General features: G+C 67.8%; 16 protein-coding genes. 7 read left to right on the plus strand and 9 right to left on the minus strand.

Going from position 1 to position 16,965, the window contains the following annotated elements:
- The coding region (locus tag ACILR9_RS34340; RefSeq protein WP_395714495.1) for a UPF0758 domain-containing protein at nucleotides 1-686 on the minus strand (686 nt) is incomplete at its 3' end.
- Nucleotides 687-692: 6 nt separating this feature from the next.
- Complete coding sequence (gene map / locus ACILR9_RS34345; protein WP_395714496.1) at nucleotides 693-1,574, minus strand: type I methionyl aminopeptidase; 882 nt, start codon at nucleotides 1,572-1,574, stop codon at nucleotides 693-695.
- 105 nt (nucleotides 1,575-1,679) lie between these two features.
- Here map and ACILR9_RS34350 point away from each other — a divergent pair, with 105 nt between their 5' ends.
- From ACILR9_RS34350 to ACILR9_RS34360, 3 genes are read left to right on the plus strand one after another with little or no spacing between them, the layout of a single operon-like run.
- Nucleotides 1,680-2,441 carry a competence/damage-inducible protein A gene (locus tag ACILR9_RS34350; RefSeq protein WP_395714497.1) on the plus strand — a complete coding sequence of 254 codons (762 nt, stop codon included), beginning with the start codon at nucleotides 1,680-1,682 and terminating at the stop codon, nucleotides 2,439-2,441.
- On the plus strand, nucleotides 2,442-3,491 hold the full coding sequence (locus tag ACILR9_RS34355) for an AbrB family transcriptional regulator (protein WP_395714498.1): 1,050 nt from the start codon (nucleotides 2,442-2,444) through the stop codon (nucleotides 3,489-3,491).
- Complete coding sequence (locus tag ACILR9_RS34360) at nucleotides 3,475-4,869, plus strand: amidase (protein ID WP_395714499.1); 1,395 nt, start codon at nucleotides 3,475-3,477, stop codon at nucleotides 4,867-4,869. Before ACILR9_RS34355 ends, ACILR9_RS34360 begins: the two co-directional genes overlap by 17 nt.
- Before the next feature lie 134 nt (nucleotides 4,870-5,003).
- Here the strand turns inward: ACILR9_RS34360 and ACILR9_RS34365 are convergent, their stop codons facing one another.
- Nucleotides 5,004-5,939: a hypothetical protein gene (locus ACILR9_RS34365; RefSeq protein WP_395714500.1), complete on the minus strand. Its 936-nt coding sequence runs from the start codon at nucleotides 5,937-5,939 to the stop codon at nucleotides 5,004-5,006.
- A gap of 32 nt (nucleotides 5,940-5,971) precedes the next feature.
- Between ACILR9_RS34365 and ACILR9_RS34370 the strand changes: the two genes are divergently transcribed.
- Nucleotides 5,972-7,378 carry a hypothetical protein gene (locus ACILR9_RS34370; RefSeq protein ID WP_395714501.1) on the plus strand — a complete coding sequence of 469 codons (1,407 nt, stop codon included), beginning with the start codon at nucleotides 5,972-5,974 and terminating at the stop codon, nucleotides 7,376-7,378.
- Between the two features lie 6 nt (nucleotides 7,379-7,384).
- Here the strand turns inward: ACILR9_RS34370 and ACILR9_RS34375 are convergent, their stop codons facing one another.
- Nucleotides 7,385-7,819: a nuclear transport factor 2 family protein gene (locus tag ACILR9_RS34375; RefSeq protein ID WP_395714502.1), complete on the minus strand. Its 435-nt coding sequence runs from the start codon at nucleotides 7,817-7,819 to the stop codon at nucleotides 7,385-7,387.
- A 42-nt stretch (nucleotides 7,820-7,861) separates the two neighbouring features.
- Between ACILR9_RS34375 and ACILR9_RS34380 the strand changes: the two genes are divergently transcribed.
- On the plus strand, nucleotides 7,862-8,530 hold the full coding sequence (locus ACILR9_RS34380; protein WP_395714503.1) for a creatininase family protein: 669 nt from the start codon (nucleotides 7,862-7,864) through the stop codon (nucleotides 8,528-8,530).
- Between the two features lie 36 nt (nucleotides 8,531-8,566).
- On the opposite strand, the gene ACILR9_RS34385 is transcribed toward ACILR9_RS34380, so the two are convergent.
- The 5 genes from ACILR9_RS34385 to ACILR9_RS34405 form a co-directional block, all read right to left on the minus strand.
- Nucleotides 8,567-9,988: a dihydroorotase family protein gene (locus ACILR9_RS34385; RefSeq protein WP_395714504.1), complete on the minus strand. Its 1,422-nt coding sequence runs from the start codon at nucleotides 9,986-9,988 to the stop codon at nucleotides 8,567-8,569.
- The gene (locus ACILR9_RS34390) at nucleotides 9,988-10,998 is read right to left on the minus strand and encodes a CobW family GTP-binding protein (RefSeq protein WP_395714505.1); all 1,011 of its coding nucleotides are present in this window, start codon (nucleotides 10,996-10,998) and stop codon (nucleotides 9,988-9,990) included. The genes ACILR9_RS34385 and ACILR9_RS34390 overlap by 1 nt, the downstream gene beginning before the upstream one ends.
- A gap of 11 nt (nucleotides 10,999-11,009) precedes the next feature.
- Nucleotides 11,010-11,852: an LLM class F420-dependent oxidoreductase gene (locus ACILR9_RS34395; RefSeq protein WP_395714506.1), complete on the minus strand. Its 843-nt coding sequence runs from the start codon at nucleotides 11,850-11,852 to the stop codon at nucleotides 11,010-11,012.
- 308 nt (nucleotides 11,853-12,160) lie between these two features.
- Nucleotides 12,161-13,225: an LLM class flavin-dependent oxidoreductase gene (locus ACILR9_RS34400; protein WP_395714507.1), complete on the minus strand. Its 1,065-nt coding sequence runs from the start codon at nucleotides 13,223-13,225 to the stop codon at nucleotides 12,161-12,163.
- Between the two features lie 463 nt (nucleotides 13,226-13,688).
- A complete protein-coding gene (locus ACILR9_RS34405; RefSeq protein ID WP_395714508.1) occupies nucleotides 13,689-14,165 on the minus strand; it encodes a hypothetical protein in 477 nt (158 codons plus the stop codon).
- A 71-nt stretch (nucleotides 14,166-14,236) separates the two neighbouring features.
- On the opposite strand from ACILR9_RS34405, the gene ACILR9_RS34410 reads away from it, so the two are divergent.
- Together ACILR9_RS34410 and ACILR9_RS34415 are read left to right on the plus strand one after the other, a co-directional pair.
- Nucleotides 14,237-15,490 carry a GTP cyclohydrolase II gene (locus ACILR9_RS34410; protein WP_395714509.1) on the plus strand — a complete coding sequence of 418 codons (1,254 nt, stop codon included), beginning with the start codon at nucleotides 14,237-14,239 and terminating at the stop codon, nucleotides 15,488-15,490.
- 246 nt (nucleotides 15,491-15,736) lie between these two features.
- Entirely contained in the window at nucleotides 15,737-16,882 is a 1,146-nt protein-coding gene (locus ACILR9_RS34415; protein ID WP_395714510.1) for a URC4/urg3 family protein, read from the plus strand.
- Nucleotides 16,883-16,965: the final 83 nt, after the last annotated feature.

Here is a 16,965-nt window from a genome sequence, read left to right on the forward strand (position 1 = left end):
AGGAAGAGGATGCGGAACTGCTCGGTCTTCTCGTGCGCCAGAGCGGTGTGGCAGTAGTCGATGAGCTGCTGCCAGTTGGTCAGGACGGGCATGTTCTTGACCTTGCGCTCGGCCAGCCGGCGGGCAACCTCGCGCAGCGCCTTGAACTGCACCAGGGTGCGCTGGTCGATGTCGAATTCGCGCAGCTGCTGGGGTTCGGCGGCGAATATGTCGCCCAGGGTACCGAAGCGCTCGAGCAGGCGCTTGGCCAGCGGCTTGGTGTCGATGCGCTGGATCGAATAGAACAGCAGCAGCTCGAGCAGCTCGTAGTCGGCCAGCGCTTCGACGCCGGCCGCCATCACACGCTCGCGGACGCGCTGCCGATGGCCGTGATAGTGCGGCTTCGGCCGAGGTTCCGACGCGCCGCTGTTGTGGCCGGTCGGGGGCGGCGCTGCGGCGAGGGCAGCGGCGAGCCGCGTGGTCGGGTCGTCGCCGGCGAACTCCCAGCACTGGTCGAGCTTGTTCCAGGTGCCGCCGACGCCGCGCAGGAGATCGCGGTTGGGCAGGGTGTTGCCGCTCACCTTCCAGCGGGAGTCACCGGCCGACTGCAGGCGCAGGCCGGCCGCGAGCAGGGAGAGCAGCGCATCGTCGCTGGCGGCGCCGGCCATGAGGGCCGGCTCTGCGGCCTCCGCCTTGCGCCGCGCCATGCGGGCTCAGGCCGTCACGGTTTGGCGTTGCTCGGCCGGCAAGGCAGTGCCGAGGTCGTAGGGCGGCTTGGCGAGCTCGCGCGGCGAGAGGGTGAAGAACTCGACACCGGTCTCCGTGACGCCCACCGAATGCTCGAACTGGGCGGAGAGCTGCTTGTCGCGCGTCACCGCCGTCCAGCCGTCGCTCAGGATCTTCACCTGCCAGGTGCCGGCATTCACCATCGGCTCGACAGTGAAGAACATGCCGGGCTTGAGCACCGGACCGGTGCCGGCCTTGCCGTAATGCAGAATGTTCGGCGCATCGTGGAAGATGCGGCCGAGACCATGGCCCGAGAAGTCGCGCACCACGGAGAAGCGCTGCGCCTCGACATAGCTCTGGATGGCATGGCCGATGTCGCCGACATGGCCGCCCGGGCGGGCGGCGGCAATGCCGCGCATCATCGCTTCGTAGGTGATATCGCACAGCTTGCGCGCCTTCACGCCGACCTCGCCGGCAAAGAACATGCGGCTGGTGTCGCCATACCAGCCGTCGAGGATCACCGTCACGTCGATGTTGACGATGTCGCCGTTCTGCAGGCGCTTGTCGGATGGGATACCGTGGCAGACCACGTGATTGATCGAGGTGCAGATCGACTTCGGGTATCCGCGGTAGCCGAGCGGCGCCGGGATCGCCTGGTGATCCAGGATGTAGTCGTGGCAGAGCTTGTCGAGCTCGCCGGTGGTGACGCCGGGCTGCACATGGGGGGTGATGAAATCGAGCGTCTCGGCGGCCAGCCGGCCGGCGCGCCGCATGCCCTCGAACCCCTCGGGTCCATGGAGCTTGATCGTGCGCTCGTCGCGCCGCCAGTAGTCGGCGCTGTCGTCGATGATGTCGCGGGGGCTGCTCATGGCCCCTATTTGGCATGCGATACCGGCGGTAACAAGGCCGTGCGCCGCTTGGCCGACCGGTCGCCCTCCGCTAATGTCCTGAAACGAAAGGAAAAAGAGAGTCGCATGTCGCCGCCGGTAAAGACCGTAACCGCTTGCATCGTGGTCATTGGCAACGAAATCCTGAGCGGCCGGACCCGCGATTCCAACATCCAGTACCTCGCCACCGAGCTCGGCCTGCTGGGCGTGCGGGTCATGGAATGCCGGGTCATCCCCGACATCGAGGCGACCATCGTTGCCACCATCAACGAGGTGCGCGCCAAGTTCGACTACGTGTTCACCACCGGGGGCATCGGCCCGACGCACGACGACATCACCGCCGATTCCATCGCCAAGGCCTTCGGCGTCGGCATTTCCGAGCATCCCGAGGCAGTGGCGCGCATGACCCGGCACTACGGCGATGTCGCCCTGTTCACGCCTGCCCGGCGGCGCATGGCGCGGGTTCCCCATGGCGGCACGCTGGTCGACAACCCGGTATCGGTGGCGCCCGGCTTCCAGATGGAGAACGTCTTCACCTTCGCCGGCATCCCCAAGGTCGCCGAGGCGATGTTCCAGTCGATGAAGCACCGGCTGGTCGGCGGCGATCCGATGCTGTCGCGCACCGTGCGCACCAACCTGCCGGAGGGCATCATCGCCGAGCCGCTGGGCGCCCTGCAGCAGCGCTACCAGGATCTCGATATCGGCAGCTACCCGGCTTTCCGCAACGGCAAGCCCAGCGTCTCGCTGGTGCTGCGCGGCATCGATGCGGCGCGGCTCGAGATAGCGGCCGCCGAGCTGATGGCGACCATCCGGACGATGAACGGCGAGGCCGAGGAGCTCGCCCAGTAGGTGTTGGTCTGGACGGCGCTGCTCGGTCTCTCCGCCGCGCTCGGTGCGTTGCTGTTCTGGCTGCATGCGCCCGCCGCCCTGATGCTGGGGCCGCTGATCGCTGCCATCGTGATCGCCTCCGCCGGCGGCCGCGTGCACTTTCCCCTGACGCCGTTCGTGCTTGCCCAGGGCCTGATCGGCTGCCTGATCGCCAAGATGGTGCCGCTGTCGATCATGGGCGACATCCTCGCCCACTGGCAGATGTTCACTGCTGCGATCCTGTTCGTCGTCGCCGCCTCGAGCTTCCTCGGCTGGCTGATGACCCGCCTGCAGATTCTGCCCGGGACCACGGGGCTGTGGGGCATGAGCCCGGGCGCCGCCTCGGTCATGACCATCATGGCCGAATCCTACGGCGCCGACATACGGCTGGTCGCCCTCATGCAATATCTGCGGGTCGTGATGGTGGCCGGCGTCGCGGCGCTGGTCGCCAAGCTGTTCGGAGTCAGCGTCGCCCACGGCGACTCCGAGGTCGTGTGGTTCCCCAGGCTCGATTGGCTGGCTCTCGGCGAGACCCTGGCGCTCGCCATCATCGGCCCGCTGCTGGCCAAGTGGCTGCGCATTCCCGCCGGCGCCTTCCTGGTGCCGATGATCGGCGGCATCGTTCTCACCCATTTCGGCCTGATGACGATCGAGCTGCCGCCCTGGCTGATGGCGATCAGCTATACGCTGGTCGGCTGGAACGTGGGCTTGCGCTTCACCCGTCCCCTGCTGCTGCACGCCGCGCGCGCCTTGCCGCGCATCATTGCCGCCACCTTTGTATTGATCGCGTTGTGCGGCGGCGTGGCGGCCATGCTGGTCTACGGCGCCGGCATCGATCCGCTGACCGCCTATCTCGCGACCAGCCCGGGCGGCTCCGATTCGATCGCCATCATCGCCGCCTCGACCAACGTCGACGTTTCCTTCGTGATGGCCATGCAAACCGTGCGCATGATCGCCGTGCTGTTTCTTGCTCCGATCTTGACGCGCTTCATCGCGCAACGGCTAAGGTCTCCGAATGACGAACATCCATGACATGGCCGCGGTCGACCTGCTGGCCGCCTACAAATCCCGCACGCTGTCGCCCGTCGAGGCGGTCGACGCCGTGATTTCCCGCATCGAGGCCTGGGAGCCCAAACTGAAGGCGCTCTACGCGCCCGATTTCGACGGCGCACGCAAGGAAGCCAAAGCCGCGGAGCAGCGCTGGCAGAAGGGCGAGCCGAAAGGCGCGCTGGATGGCGTGCCGATCACCATCAAGGAGAACATCGCCACGAGGGGGGTGCCGGTGCCGCTCGGTACGGCAGCGGCCGAGCTTATGCCGGCTGCCGCCGATGCGCCAGCAGCGGCGCGGGTGCGCGAAGCGGGGGCTCTGATCCTGGCCAAAACCACCATGCCCGACTACGGCATGCTGTCGTCGGGCAGGAGCTCGTTCCATCCGCTGACGCGCAATCCCTGGAATCTCGCCTGGAACCCCGGCGGCTCGAGCGCCGGCGCGGGCGCTGCGGCGGCCGCCGGCTACGGCCCGCTGCATCTCGGCACCGACATTGGTGGCTCGGTGCGCCTGCCGGCGACCTGGAACGGCATCTTCACCCTGAAGCCAAGCCTGGGCCGCGTGCCGGTCGATCCGCCCTACTTTGGCCGCGTCGTCGGACCGATGACGCGCACGGTGGCCGATTCGGCCCTGCTGATGGCGGAGCTCGCCAAGGCGGATTGGCGTGATCACATGAGCCTGCCGTTGGCGAGTCTCGATTGGAGCGCGGGGCCACTCGAGCCCAACGGCCTGAAGATCGGCCTCCATCTCGACGCCGGCTCGGGTCTGCCGGTCGATCCGGAGGTCAAGGCGGCCATCGAAGGGGCAGCGAAGCTGTTTGCCGATGCCGGCGCCGCAATCGAGCCGGTGGCGCCGTTCCTCTCGCCCGAGATGCTGCATCTGCAGGATCTGTTCTGGCGGGTGCGCAGCTGGGTCGATTTCTCGGGCCTGAGCCACGCCCGGCAGGCGAGCGTGCTGCCCTTCATCGCCGACTGGTGTCGCGGCGGTGCCGACGTCTCGGGGGCGGCGGTGATCCGCACGGTCAACAACTACATGGCGATCCGCGCCGCCGCGATCAAAGCGACGCGTGGCTTCGACTATGTCCTGTCGCCGGTCTCGCCGGTCCCGACCTATCGCGCCGAGTGGGAGACGCCGACCAATGACGTCAAGCGGCCGCTCGAGCACATTTCCTTCACCATGCCCTACAACATGAGCGAGCAGCCGGCCGCCTCGATCAATTGCGCCTACAGCAGCGAGGGCAAGCCGATCGGCGTCCAGATCGCCGGCCGCCGCTTCGACGATCTCGGCGTGATGCGCCTGGCGCGCTGGTTCGAGGCAGCGCGCGGCGCGCAGAGGAAATGGCCGGAGCCGGCGGTGGGCTAGGCGACACCCCCGTTGTCATCCTGAGCGCAGCGAAGGATCTCATCGCCAGAAGTCTCAAAGCACACTCGTGGCCCACGGCGATGAGGTCCTTCGCTGCGCTCAGGACGACAGAATGATGGATCACTTTTGTTCCTTCACCCTCGCAACAACCTTCGATACACCGGCTCGAGCAGGGTGGGCATCAGGTAGAGCGGGAACTGCACAGCGGCGATGAACAGGAAGACGTCGGGATCGGCGGAGGCCGGCAGCACCGCCATCAGCAGCGCATTGTGGCGGCCGCCCGAGCAGTAGCCCGCGGTCAGCGCCTCGCGCCCGGAGAGGAAGGGCAGGCAGCCCGCTGTCAGGATCAGGTTGCACAGCACCATGCCGGCGAAGGCGCCGGCGATGAAGCCGGCGAGCTTGACGGGTTCGGCAATGGCGCGCGCCACCACCCCGTCCATCAGAGGGATGGCGAAGATCATCAGCACGATGACGGACAGGCCGTCGAGCGTCGGCACGTGCTCGACCAGGCGACCGGCGAGGGCGCGGCGAATCGCCCACGCGCCGAGCGCGGCCAGCACGACGATCAGCGCCAGCCGCAGGCTGAGCTCGACCGCGCTGATGTGCAGCTCGAAGCCCAGCAGCCACAGGGCCAGCGGGGGCAAGGTGAAGGGCACGAGGAAATTGCTGAACAGGGTCATCAGCACCGCGAGCGAGGAGTCGAGACGCAGGAAGCCAGCGGTGGTCGGCGCCGAGATGGTGCCAGGCGCCATGGCGCTGAGGCAGAGCGCGGTCACCAGGCCAGGCCACAGGCCGAGCGTCTGCCAGACCGGCCAGACGGCCAGGGGGACGACGATCAGGCTCGCCAGCGACAGCAGGATGGCGAGGCCGGGCCGGCGCAACAGATAGGACACGCGGGCCCAGTCCATGCGGGCCAGTGCCAGCATCAGCAGCACGACGGCGAGCGGCCAGAGCAGGGGCCGCGCCGCTGCGGCGACGTCCTGGAACAGCAAGCCGACGCCCAGCGCCAGCGGCAGGATCGTGGTGGCGCGTCCCCCCATGCGCCGCAAAACGTGAACGACCGGGTTCATTGGCTCCACGCTAGCACATGGTAGCGTTTGCCATGTTCCGCCGAACGCTCCTTGCTGCCCTGCTGGCGGCCTCGCCGGTCCTGGCGCAGCCGGTCGCGGTCCCCGACTGCACGGTCGACGCCCGGTTGAGCGAGCGTGGCGGCCTCGGCCTCGATGTCACGGTTCGTTGTCGCGCGCCGCAGCCGGTCGCCTTCGAGATGGGCGAGGCGCGCGCCGCGCCGTACGTCGGCGACCTCGAGGTCGAGCAGGGCAACGGCCTCGCCGAGGCGCGCTATCGCTTCGACCTGTCGGGCTTTGCGCGCGCCGCCGACTCGACATCGCTCGCCGTGCAGCGCGGCAACGGCGTGCTCGCGACCTTGGGGAGCTGGCTGATCGAGCCGCACGGCTACGACCGGCCCCCCGTCATCGACATCCGCGTGACCAATGCCCGAGGACTGGCGTTCGCCGCAGGCCTGCCCAGGGTCGGCGATGCCTGGCGGCTCGCCGGTACCACCGTGCGCTTCGCCGGCTACACGGCGCTCGGCCGGCTGACCTGGCGCGAGTTGGCCGTGCCGGCCCCCGGATCGCTGCGGCCCGGCCAGCCGGCAGCCCACGGCGTGCTGCGCGTCGCCCTGCTCGACGGTGTCGCCGAGGCGGGCCGCGCCGATGTCCTCGACTGGGTCGAGCGGACTGTCCAGGCGCAGGCGAACTACTGGCAGGGTTTTACGGCGCGGCAGGCGCTGCTCGGGCTGGTGCCGATGGCCGGGCGGCGCGGCGTCGGCTATGGCCGCACCGTTCCTGGCGGTGGCGTCACCGTGATGGTCGAGATCGGCAGCGACGTCGATCGCCATCGCCTGTTCGGCGACTGGGTGCTGACCCACGAGCTGGTGCATACCGGCATGGCGTTCATCCGCGGCCGCGGCACCTGGTTCATGGAGGGCGCCGCCACCTACGTCGAGCCGATCATCCGCGCCCGGGCTGGGTGGAAGACAGAAGAGGAGGTGTGGCGCGAGTGGGTCGACAACATGCCGAAGGGCGTGCCGGCCTTCGCGTCCGGTCTCGCCAACGCCTCGGGCCGCGAAAATTACTGGGGCGGCGCCACCTTCATGCTGCTCGCCGATCTCGCCATCCGGCGCGCCAGCCAGGGCGCCAAGGGCCTGGAGGATTGCCTGGGTGGCGTGCTGTGGAGCGGGCTCGACGGAGCGCAGCGCGCCTCGGTGGGCGACTATGCCGCCGCCTGCGATCGCGCCACCGGCACTCGGGCAATGAGCAACTTGGTCGACCGCCATTTCAATCGCGGCGAGCCGCTCGATCTCGCGGCCCTGTGGAAGGAGCTCGGCGTCAGCCCGATCGGCGGCCGCATTGCCCTCGACGACTCGGCACCGGGCGCGGCGTGGCGCAGGATGATCGTCCCGGGCAGCCGGCCGCCCAGGCCTGTGAAGCTGCCCTGGCAGAGTTGATCGGCGTCAGAACATTCCGTTGGTGTTGGCCGGCTTCTCGGGGATCGGCTGTACGACGTCCCAGTGCTCGACGATCTTGCCCTTCTCGAGCCTGAAGATATCGACGATGGCCACGCCGCGCTCGCCCGGCTCGCGCACGCCGTGGACATGCAGAATCACGAAGTCTCCGTCGGCGAAGACGCGCTTGATCTCGCTCCTGGCGTTGGGGAATTTCTCCTTGCGCAGGGCGATGAACGCCTTGAAGCCGTCGATGCCGTCGGGCGCACCTGGATTGTGCTGGATGTAGCGTGGCCCGAAATGCACTGCTGCCGCCTCGAAATCCTTCTGGTTCAGGCCCTTCTCGTAGAAGTCGAGCACGACCTTCTTGTTGGCCTCCGGATCGGCCGCCGCCGCGCTGGCGGTCATGAGCAGCAAGGCCAGGGCGATCGCGAACCTGTGCATGACGTTCTCCTCGTCGGTGTTGCGCCATGCTAGCGTCGTCTCATGCCCGAGAACACTGGAGCCTGGCTGGAGGATCTCACCTGGCCCGAGGCCAAGGCGCGCTTCGACGCCGGGACGGTGGTCGTGGTGCCGATCGGCGCCGCCGCCAAGGCGCACGGCCCGCATCTGCCCCTGAAGACCGACGCCCTGACCGCGCGGGCACTCGGCCAGCACCTGGTCGAACGCCTGCCCGTCGTCGTGGCGCCGGTCGTGGGCTTCGGCTTCTATCCGGCCTTCACCGCCTTCGCCGGCAGTCAGCATCTGTCGGCGGCGACCTTCAAGGCGCTCCTGTCGGAGCTTTTGGGCAATCTGCGCAGTCACGGCGTCAAGCGGATCGTCCTGCTCAACACCGGCGTCTCGACCGAGACGCCGATCGACGAGCTCTCGGGTGGTGCCGACGATCTCCTGATCCTGCACATGCGCGGCCTCGGCGTCACAGCCGAGCGGCTGATCGAGGTCAGGGAGGGCGGCCACGCCGACGAGCGCGAGACGTCGGTGATGCTGGCGCTCGACCCGCGCAGCGTGCGCATGGACAGGCTGGCACTCGACGGCCCGTTCGAGCGCACCGGCGCCACCGGCGACCCGACCCGCGCCACCGCCTTCAAGGGCGAGCGTCTCCTGGCGGCACGGGTCGACGACATCATCGCGGCGATTGCCAGGCGGTGGGGATGATCATTCACCTCCCCAAGCTTTGCTTGGGGAGGTGAATTACACTGCCGGCCGGCTGCGAATGTCGTCGGCGACCTTGCGCTTCAGGAACTTGCCGTGGCGCAGGTCACCGTGGAAGGCGCCGTTTTCCACCACGACATTGCCGCCCTTGATCGTGACAGTGGGCCACGCCGTCACCACGTGGCCCTCCCAGGGCGTGTAGTCGGTCTCGTGCAGGTCGGCGGCGCGGATCGTCTTCTCGAGCCCGGTCTCGAGCAGCACGATGTCGGCATCGGATCCCACCGCCAGCGCGCCCTTGCGCGGATAGAGGCCCATGATGCGCGCGGCGTTGCTCGAGATCATGTCGACGAAGTGCTCGGCCGAGTAGCCGCGCTTGCTGACCATCTGCGTGTACATCAGGCCGACGCGCGGCTCGACGCCCGAGTTGCCGCCCGTGGTGTCGTCGATCCGGCTGCCCTGCAGCTTGACGCGCAGCGGGCAGCACAGCTCGTCGGTGGCGATGACCTGGATGGCGCCGCGATTGGTCGCCTCCCACAGGCGCTTCTGGTCCTCGGGATATTTCAGCGACGGGTAGGTGTGGAACATCTGCCCGCCCGGCCGCTTGTAGTCCTCGGCGTTGTACATCAGGTACTGGTGCAGGGTCTCGCCGTACATCGGGAAACCGCGCGCCCGCGACTGGGCAAGCGCCGCCACGCCGGTCGCCGCCGAGACATGCACCATGTAGAGCGCCGCGCCTTCGACATTCTCGGCCAGACGGATCACGCGGTTGAACGACAGCTCCTCCGACAGCGCGTTGTGCACCTCGGCCATGTGCTCGAAGCTGACGCGGTTCTCGCGCATCAGCTTTTCGTACATGAACATGACGATGTCGTTGTCCTCGGCGTGGATGCAGGCGATGCCGCCGGCCGCCGCCACCACCTTCAAGGCCTCCCAGATATGGCCGTGCGGGACCATCCGGCCGAGGTTGCCCGGCCGGATGTTGGTGGTGAAGATCTTGATGCTGGCGTGGCCATCCTGCATCGCATCGGCGAGCTGGCCGAAATGCGGTGTCGGTACCTCGCCCATCAAGGTCAGGTGGAAGCCGTAGTCGCAGTAGCAGGCATCCTTCCAGGCGGCCTGTGTCTGCTCGATCGATTCCTGGACGGTCCGCTCGTGCACGCACTGCACGAAATCGATCAGGGTCGTCGTGCCGCCGTGCAGCGCCGCCTTGCTGACCTGCGACGGCGGATCGGTCAGCACGTCCGGCCGGCCAGGTGCACGCACCGGCATCAGGCAATGGATGTGCGGATCGATGCCGCCCGGGATCACCAAGCGGTTCTCCGCCGATACGGTGCGCGCCGCTTGCGGCAGGCTGCCGGCGCCGCCGACCAGGACGATGCGTCCGTCCTTCACGCCGATATCGGCGGCCTGGGTTCCGGTCGGCAGCACGCACGTGCCGCCGGTGATGGCGAGGTCGAGCATCAGGTCACTCCGGCCGGAGGGGCGACACAGACCGGCTCGCCATCGGCGAACCGGTGCAGGATCTCTTCCGGCTGGAGATCCCGCACGATGAAGACGAGGCGGCTGGTGTGGTCGGCATCCGGCCAGCGCTCCAGCCAGCGCGGCGGGTAAAGCGTGTGCTGAACGGCATGAATCGCCGCCGGCCCCTCGGGCCGGTCGGAGAATTCGACGAGACCTTTCACCCGCAAGAGCTTCTCACCATAGTCGTTCGCCAGCCTGCCCAGCGCCATGGCGAAGCCTAGCCGACTCATCGGCCTCTGGAGGCGAACCGAAAGCGCATGGATGCCGTGCGCGTGCACCGCGCTCGCGCTCGGCCGTGGCCGCGGCAGCGCCTTGGGAGAGCCGCCGAACAGCATCGCACTCGCCTCGGCGTCGCCGGCATCGACGATCGGCGCCAGCGGGTTCAGGGACGCCAGGCGTTGCACGAGGGGGTCCGGGGCAGGCGCGATGTCGGTCTTGGTCAGGACAAGGAGATCGGCCACCGCGGCCTGCGCTGTGGCTTCGGGATAGCGCGCGAGCGTCGCATCGCCCAGCACCGCATCGATCGTCGTCACGACGCGGTCGAGCCGGAGCGACGCCTCGAGAAAGGAATCGGCGGACAGCGTGTAGAGCGTCGGCGCGGGATCGGCGAGACCGCTGGTCTCGAGCGCGATACGGCGGAACGCCGGTCGGCCGGCCGCCTGGCGCGAGCGCAGCAGCCGGTAGAACGAGTCGGCGAGGCCCTGGCGCACGGCGCAGCAGGTGCAACCGTTCGGCAGCTCGACCACGTCGTCGGTCGTCCCTTCCAGCAGCAGATGATCGAGCGCGACCGCGCCGAACTCGCTGATCAGCACGGCCGTGTCGCGGAGATCGGGGACGGCCAGCACCCTGGAGAGCAGCGTGGTCTTGCCGCTGCCGAGGAAGCCCGTCAGCACCGAGAGCGGGATCGGCTCGGCGGGGACTTCCGTCAGGCCGGCAAGAGGCGGGGTCACGGCAAGACCGATCAGACCTCGCGCATCAGCGCGGCGCCCTTGTCGAGCAACGGCAGGACCTTGTCCTTGGCCTCGGCCGGCACGCCGAACACGACACGGGCGACGCCGGCATCGCGGGCGCGTTTCAGCCCCTCGGCGCTCATGCCGACGCCGAACAAAGTGACCGGCACGTCGGCTTCGGCACGGCCGGCCTCCTTCAGCATCGCGCGGAACGGCGGCAGCATGGCCAGCGTATCGCCGCCGCGGCCGCCGATCGGCATCCAGCCCTGGGCGTAGGCGACGGCGCGGCGCGCGCCCTGCGGGAAGCCGCCGCCGACGATGATCGGCGGATGCGGTTTCTGCACCGGCTTGGGCCATTGCATCATCTCGTCGAACGTGACCATCTCGCCGGCGTATTTGGGCTTCGACTTTGCCCAGATCTCCTTCATCGCCTCGATGCGCTCGCGCATCAGCTTGAAGCGCGTGCCGAACGCCGTGCCATGGTCGGCCATCTCCTCGGCGTTCCAGCCGCCGCCGATTCCGAAAAGCAACCGGCCATTCGACAGCCGGTCGACGGTCGAGACTTCCTTGGCGGTGTGGATCGGATCGCGCTGCACCACCAGGCAGACGCCGGTGCCGAGCTTGATGGTCTTGGTGACCACCGCGGCGGCAGCCATGGCAAGGAACGGATCGTAGGTGTCGTAGTACCATTTCGGCAGCTCGGCGCCGCCGGGCCAAGGCGACTTGCGGCTGGTCGGAATGTGGCTGTGCTCGGGGAACCAGACCGATTCGTAACCGCGCGCCTCGGCCTCCATGGCCAGTTCGTGCGGCGGGATCGCATAGTCCGTCGCAAACATCGTGATGCCGATCTGCATGTGCTGTCCCCTCCGGTGCTGGCGGAGCCTAGCCGATTCCCGGGAGCGCAGGGGAGGGCATTCGCATCCGGGCACTCTCTCATCCTCCTCCCCAGCTTCGCTGGGGAGGTATCGCCGTAAGACGCGACACCTGAAGATTGTCAGCCTCGCAGCGGCGGTCGTCGCCTTGTCAATGGTTGCCGGCGAAGGGGAGGCACAGACTGCGCTGCAGCCTGGGCCAGCTTCTAATCAAGGACCAGGCCGGCACGACGCTCAAGGGCAGCTCGGTAGTGAGCGGCAAACGGATCGGCGACTGCTGACGCGGCCTTCTACTTGAAGGCAGGCATCACCTGCTCGCCGAAGCGGCGCAGCGAGGCCATGTTCTGGTCGTGGCTCATGGCGCCGAAGCCGGTCTGGCAGAGCAGGTGCCGGACGCCGACGTCGCGCAGTTCGGCCACCTGCTCGCGCACGCGCGCCGGCGTGCCGTAGAGACAGCCGGTGCCGAGAACGTAGGGGATCGCCTTGTCGTCGCCGACCTTGGGATCGGTCCAGGCATTGAGCGTTGCCGGATCTGGCTCGAAGTCGTGCGGATTGTACGCCTCGCGCACATGCATCATGTGGGCGCGCGTCTCGATCAGCAGGGCGGCGAGCTCGTCCTCGGCCTGAGCGTTCGACTCCGCGACATAGACGTTACGCCATAGCGCGCTCTGTGCCAGCAGGCGCGCTCGCGTCTTCTCGTCATGCCCTCCGGCATCGATGCCCTGGGCATAGGTTTCCCAGCGCTCCTTGATTCGATTGACCGGCAGGCGCGCCGTCAGGATGGGCACGCCGAGGCGGCCGCACTCGGCGAAGGAGCCGGGTGATATGACGCTGCGCCAGAGTGGCGGCCCGGGCTGCTGCACCGGACGCGGTCTCAGCGCCGGAATGTGCACCTTGTGGAACTTGCCCTCGTAGGTCAGCGGCGCCTCTCGCCAGGCGCGTTCGAGAATGTCGACTGCCTCCTCCATGCGCTCGCGGCTGTCGTGGCTGCGCAGGCCGTGGCCGACAAATTCGTACTCGTTGTAGACCGTGCCCTTGCCGATGCCGACATCGATGCGGCCCTTGCTGAGATTGTCGAGAAGGGCGAGCTGCACGGCCAGGCGCACCGGATGATGGAACGGTGTCTGCACCACGGCGAAGCCGATGCGGATGCGCTCGGTCTTCATCGCCAGCGCCGCCGCGAACATAAGCGAATCGTTGTAGACGCTCTCGCCGGTGAAATAATGCTCGGTCAGCCAGACGTCGGAGAAGCCCAATCGTTCCGCGGCGCAAACCTGCTGGATGATCTGGTCGATACGCGCACTGTCCTCGTCGGGCGAGGGCGACATGGAGAGGGTAAGCCAACCGAACTGCATGGCGCGAGCTTAGACGCCGCATGGGCGCCGTGTCATTACGAGCGGCCCGCCTGCAAAGGCGACCCTTCGGGCAATGGTCCTCCTGGTCCGCAGGGCATTCGCATATCCGCGCTCTCTACCCAGGTATGCGAATGCCCTGGCCCTGGACCGGGGGGCACATGCTCAGCTCATGAGCGGGCGGGACCTTCGACAAGCTCAGGGCCGGCAGCCCGCGGTCCGGAAGACCATGAGCGCACTACTGGATTGGGGATTGGAAGAAGGTGGATTGGAAGTAGGCGCGGAGGCCCAGAAAAAGGAAATGCCGGCGGTCCACCCCAGACATGCCGGCACTCCACGCACTTCACAGTCAGCGCGGGCAAGCCCTAGATAAGCCCCAAGACGTACCTTTTCCTGCCCAGCAAGCTGACGGTAGTAGTTATGCTGTAGTTGCATCCTGAAGGCAAGAGGATACGGGAACGCATATCTACTGCAGCGTTACGGTCAGGCTGAAAAGCGCGCCAGCGGCGCCGATCGGGCCGACCGTAATCAGGTAATTGCCGGTGGCCGGGAGGGCTCCCATCCAGGCCTGCGCATTGTCCGCGGACCCGGCGCCCGGCAGCGTCCGGCCGGTGATGAGCGGGCTTCCATCGGCCGCGCGGGCGATGGTCGTGTCCGGTCCATAAACCTGAAAAGCCAAGCCAGCTGCGGGATTCAGCGACACGGTCATCGTCTGTCCGGCCTGGGCCGCCACATAGTAAAGCGTGCGGCTACCCGGTTGGGCGTGGCCGCTGACGGTCACCGTCGACGAGCCCGGGGCGAAAGTGATCGTCGACATGGACGGCAGGCTCGACGGCTGCCCCAACGCTGCCAGGGGCAGAATGGTTGCGGCGAGTGCGACAATAAGTGCCACCCGGACCCGCGCCCGGGGCGGTCCGATTTGATCTCCGTCATTGCGCGGCATCGCTCTCCTGGCCCTGCGGGCGTCTTTCCTTCTTAGCTCTCAGACCTTAAGATGCCTCGCTTTCCCAGCGTTTGGCACTCGGAAAGCATATGGCTCACATCAGACTGAACACCCATCCGGCGCAGGGTGGCCAAGCGGCCCCCGCGGTGGTCTGGGGCGCGCGCGATCCCAAGGTGAGAGGCCCTGTCGTCGGCACGGTGGCGAACCCGGCTCGGCGCAACGCAATCGGCGTCCATTCGGGCAGCTACGGCATCTACCGCGCACTCGCCATTGCGGCCCAGGAACTGAAGCCCAGCCATCGTCCGGACTTCACGAATACCGCCCCCGCCGAGCCGATCGGGCCGTTCGAGAGCTGGTTCGACCCCAAGAAGATCGTCTCGCTCGATCCGTGGGGCCACATGGTGGCCGACGTCTTCGCCGACAAGCTCGCGGCAGGCTGGGACATCCGCCCGACCATCGCGGTCACCAAGGCGCACGTCCAGATGCCCGAGATCAAGGACGCGATCGCGGCCGGCCGCCTGCGCCCCGACAACGATCTCCTGATGCCGAACGGCGACGTGCGGGTGACCAAGGCGGCGGTCGAGCCGGTGTGGTGGCTGCCCGGCATTGCCGAGCGTTTCGGCGTCAAGGAAAGCGATCTGCGCCGTACGCTCTTCGAGCATACCGGCGGCATGTACACCGAGCTGGTGACGCGGCCCGACCTCGAGCTGTTCCTGCCGCCGATCGGCGGCGCCACGATCTATTTCTTCGGCGATGTCGAGAAGCTCGGCAAGCCCGAGACGAAGATTGCCTGCCGCCTCCACGACGAATGCAACGGCTCCGACGTGTTCGGCTCCGATATCTGCACCTGCCGGCCCTACCTGGCGCACGGCATCGAGATCTGCATCGACATGGCCCAGCGGGGCGGCGTCGGCGTCGTCATCTACAATCGCAAGGAAGGCCGGGCGCTGGGCGAGGTGACCAAGTTCCTGGTCTACAACGCGCGCAAGCGCCAGCCCGGCGGCGATTCGGCGGCGCAGTACTTCAACCGCACCGAATGCGTGGCGGGCGTGCAGGACATGCGCTTCCAGGAGCTGATGCCCGACCTGTTCCACTGGCTGGGCATCGCCCGCATCGATCGCTTCGCCTCGATGAGCAACATGAAGTCGGACGCCCTGCGTGAGCAGGGCATCGACGTGGTCGAGCAGGTGCCGATTCCAGACGAGCTGATTCCGGCCGACGCCCAGGTCGAGATGGATGCCAAGAAGGCGGCCGGCTATTTCACGCTGCTGAAGCCGGCGACAGCCGATCTGGCCAAGGCCAAGGGGCGGAGCCTCGATGAATAGTGCTGTGGGCGCGCCCCTCATAGGCGCTAACTTACAAAGGAACCTCACCCTGAGGAGCGGCCCGCAGGGCCGCATCTCGAAGGGACGGCAGCGTGGCAGGTGCTGCGACACTGCTTGTTCAGCGATTTCGTCTGCGGCCCATCCTTCGAGACGTCCGCTACGCGGCCTCCTCAGGATGAGGTTTTCGTTGGGTCGTCGACCAAAGTTCGCGCCTATGGGCGCGCCACGGGAGCGGCGCGCTTAGCCATGAATGAGTTGTCTGCGTACCTGCGCACGCCCGTGGCGATCCGCGAGCGTGCCGAAGGCATGCTCAAATACGTCGAAGATGGTCGCTCCGCCTGGTTCGCGGTCGATCCCAACGGACTCGAAGCCGCGGTGCAGGCGACCCTCGACATCACGCGCCGTCGCTTTCCCAACCCGGCGACGATCCCATTTCACTCGCGCTGGCGGCAATTCGAGGCCGGCGGCCGCGACCGCTGGTCCGAGCTCGCTGCCCGGTTGGCTGGGATGCCGCGGGAAGAGATCGCCCGGCGACGTATCGACCTCGCCGTCGTCTCGGTGCTGCTCGATGCCGGCGCCGGACCCGACTGGTCCTATCGCGAGCCTGGCGGCGGCGAGACCTTCGCCCGCTCGGAAGGGCTGGGGGTGGCGAGCCTGCACATGTTCGCCGCCGGCGCCTTCAGCCGCGACCGCACCGATCCTTTGCGCGTCGACGCCGAACGGCTGGCCAACCTGACGCCGGCCGACATCGCGTTCGGGTTCCAGGTGCGGGCGCACAACCCCCTGACCGGCCTCGAGGGGCGTGCCGAGTTGCTGCGCAAGCTGGGCGCCACGGGGCTGGCGCGGCCCGGCGCCTTGTTCGACATCCTCGCGGTCGCGGGCGAGGTGAAGGCCGAATCGATTCTCGCGACCGTGCTCGACAAGCTCGCGTCGATCTGGCCGCGGCCGATGGGCGATGTCTGGCCGCATCCGGCGCTTGGGCTGGTGCCCTTCCACAAGCTGTCGCAGTGGCTGTCCTATTCGCTGGTCGAGCCGTTCGAAGGCGCCGGCCTGAAGGTCGTCGAGCTGGATCGCCTGACCGGCCTGCCCGAGTATCGCAACGGCGGGTTGCTGGTCGACGCCGGCGCACTTCGGCCCAAGCAGGCGGCGCTGCTGCAGCAATCCTTTGAGCCCGGCGACGAGCCGATCGTCGAATGGCGCGCGCTGACGGTGGCGCTGCTCGATCGCATTGCCGGCCATGTGCGCGGCCATCTCGGCCTCGATGCCGCGCGCCTGCCGCTGGTCAAGGTGCTGGAAGCGGGCACCTGGTTCGCCGGGCGCGTACTTGCTGCAGAACGGCGCCCGGGGGGCGGGCCGCCGATTGCCGTTGCCAGCGACGGCACCGTGTTTTGACAAAGCACCGTTGTCATCCCGAGCGTAGCGAGGGACCTTTCAAGCTGAGGCCATGAGCAAAGGTCCCTCGCTGCGCTTGGGGG

It is taken from the genome of Reyranella sp. (genome assembly GCF_044224635.1).
Lineage (GTDB): Bacteria > Pseudomonadota > Alphaproteobacteria > Reyranellales > Reyranellaceae > Reyranella.

Coding starts and splice junctions, on each gene's coding strand:
- ACILR9_RS34395 (WP_395714506.1), bottom strand. CDS start 11,852: ATGCAGATCGGCATCACGATGTTTGCGACGGACTATGCGATCCCGCCG.
- ACILR9_RS34415 (WP_395714510.1), top strand. CDS start 15,737: ATGAATGAGTTGTCTGCGTACCTGCGCACGCCCGTGGCGATCCGCGAG.
- ACILR9_RS34365 (WP_395714500.1), bottom strand. CDS start 5,939: ATGAACCCGGTCGTTCACGTTTTGCGGCGCATGGGGGGACGCGCCACC.
- ACILR9_RS34350 (WP_395714497.1), top strand. CDS start 1,680: ATGTCGCCGCCGGTAAAGACCGTAACCGCTTGCATCGTGGTCATTGGC.
- ACILR9_RS34385 (WP_395714504.1), bottom strand. CDS start 9,988: ATGCTCGACCTCGCCATCACCGGCGGCACGTGCGTGCTGCCGACCGGA.
- ACILR9_RS34375 (WP_395714502.1), bottom strand. CDS start 7,819: ATGCACAGGTTCGCGATCGCCCTGGCCTTGCTGCTCATGACCGCCAGC.
- ACILR9_RS34360 (WP_395714499.1), top strand. CDS start 3,475: ATGACGAACATCCATGACATGGCCGCGGTCGACCTGCTGGCCGCCTAC.
- ACILR9_RS34405 (WP_395714508.1), bottom strand. CDS start 14,165: ATGCCGCGCAATGACGGAGATCAAATCGGACCGCCCCGGGCGCGGGTC.
- ACILR9_RS34400 (WP_395714507.1), bottom strand. CDS start 13,225: ATGCAGTTCGGTTGGCTTACCCTCTCCATGTCGCCCTCGCCCGACGAG.
- ACILR9_RS34380 (WP_395714503.1), top strand. CDS start 7,862: ATGCCCGAGAACACTGGAGCCTGGCTGGAGGATCTCACCTGGCCCGAG.
- map (WP_395714496.1), bottom strand. CDS start 1,574: ATGAGCAGCCCCCGCGACATCATCGACGACAGCGCCGACTACTGGCGG.
- ACILR9_RS34370 (WP_395714501.1), top strand. CDS start 5,972: ATGTTCCGCCGAACGCTCCTTGCTGCCCTGCTGGCGGCCTCGCCGGTC.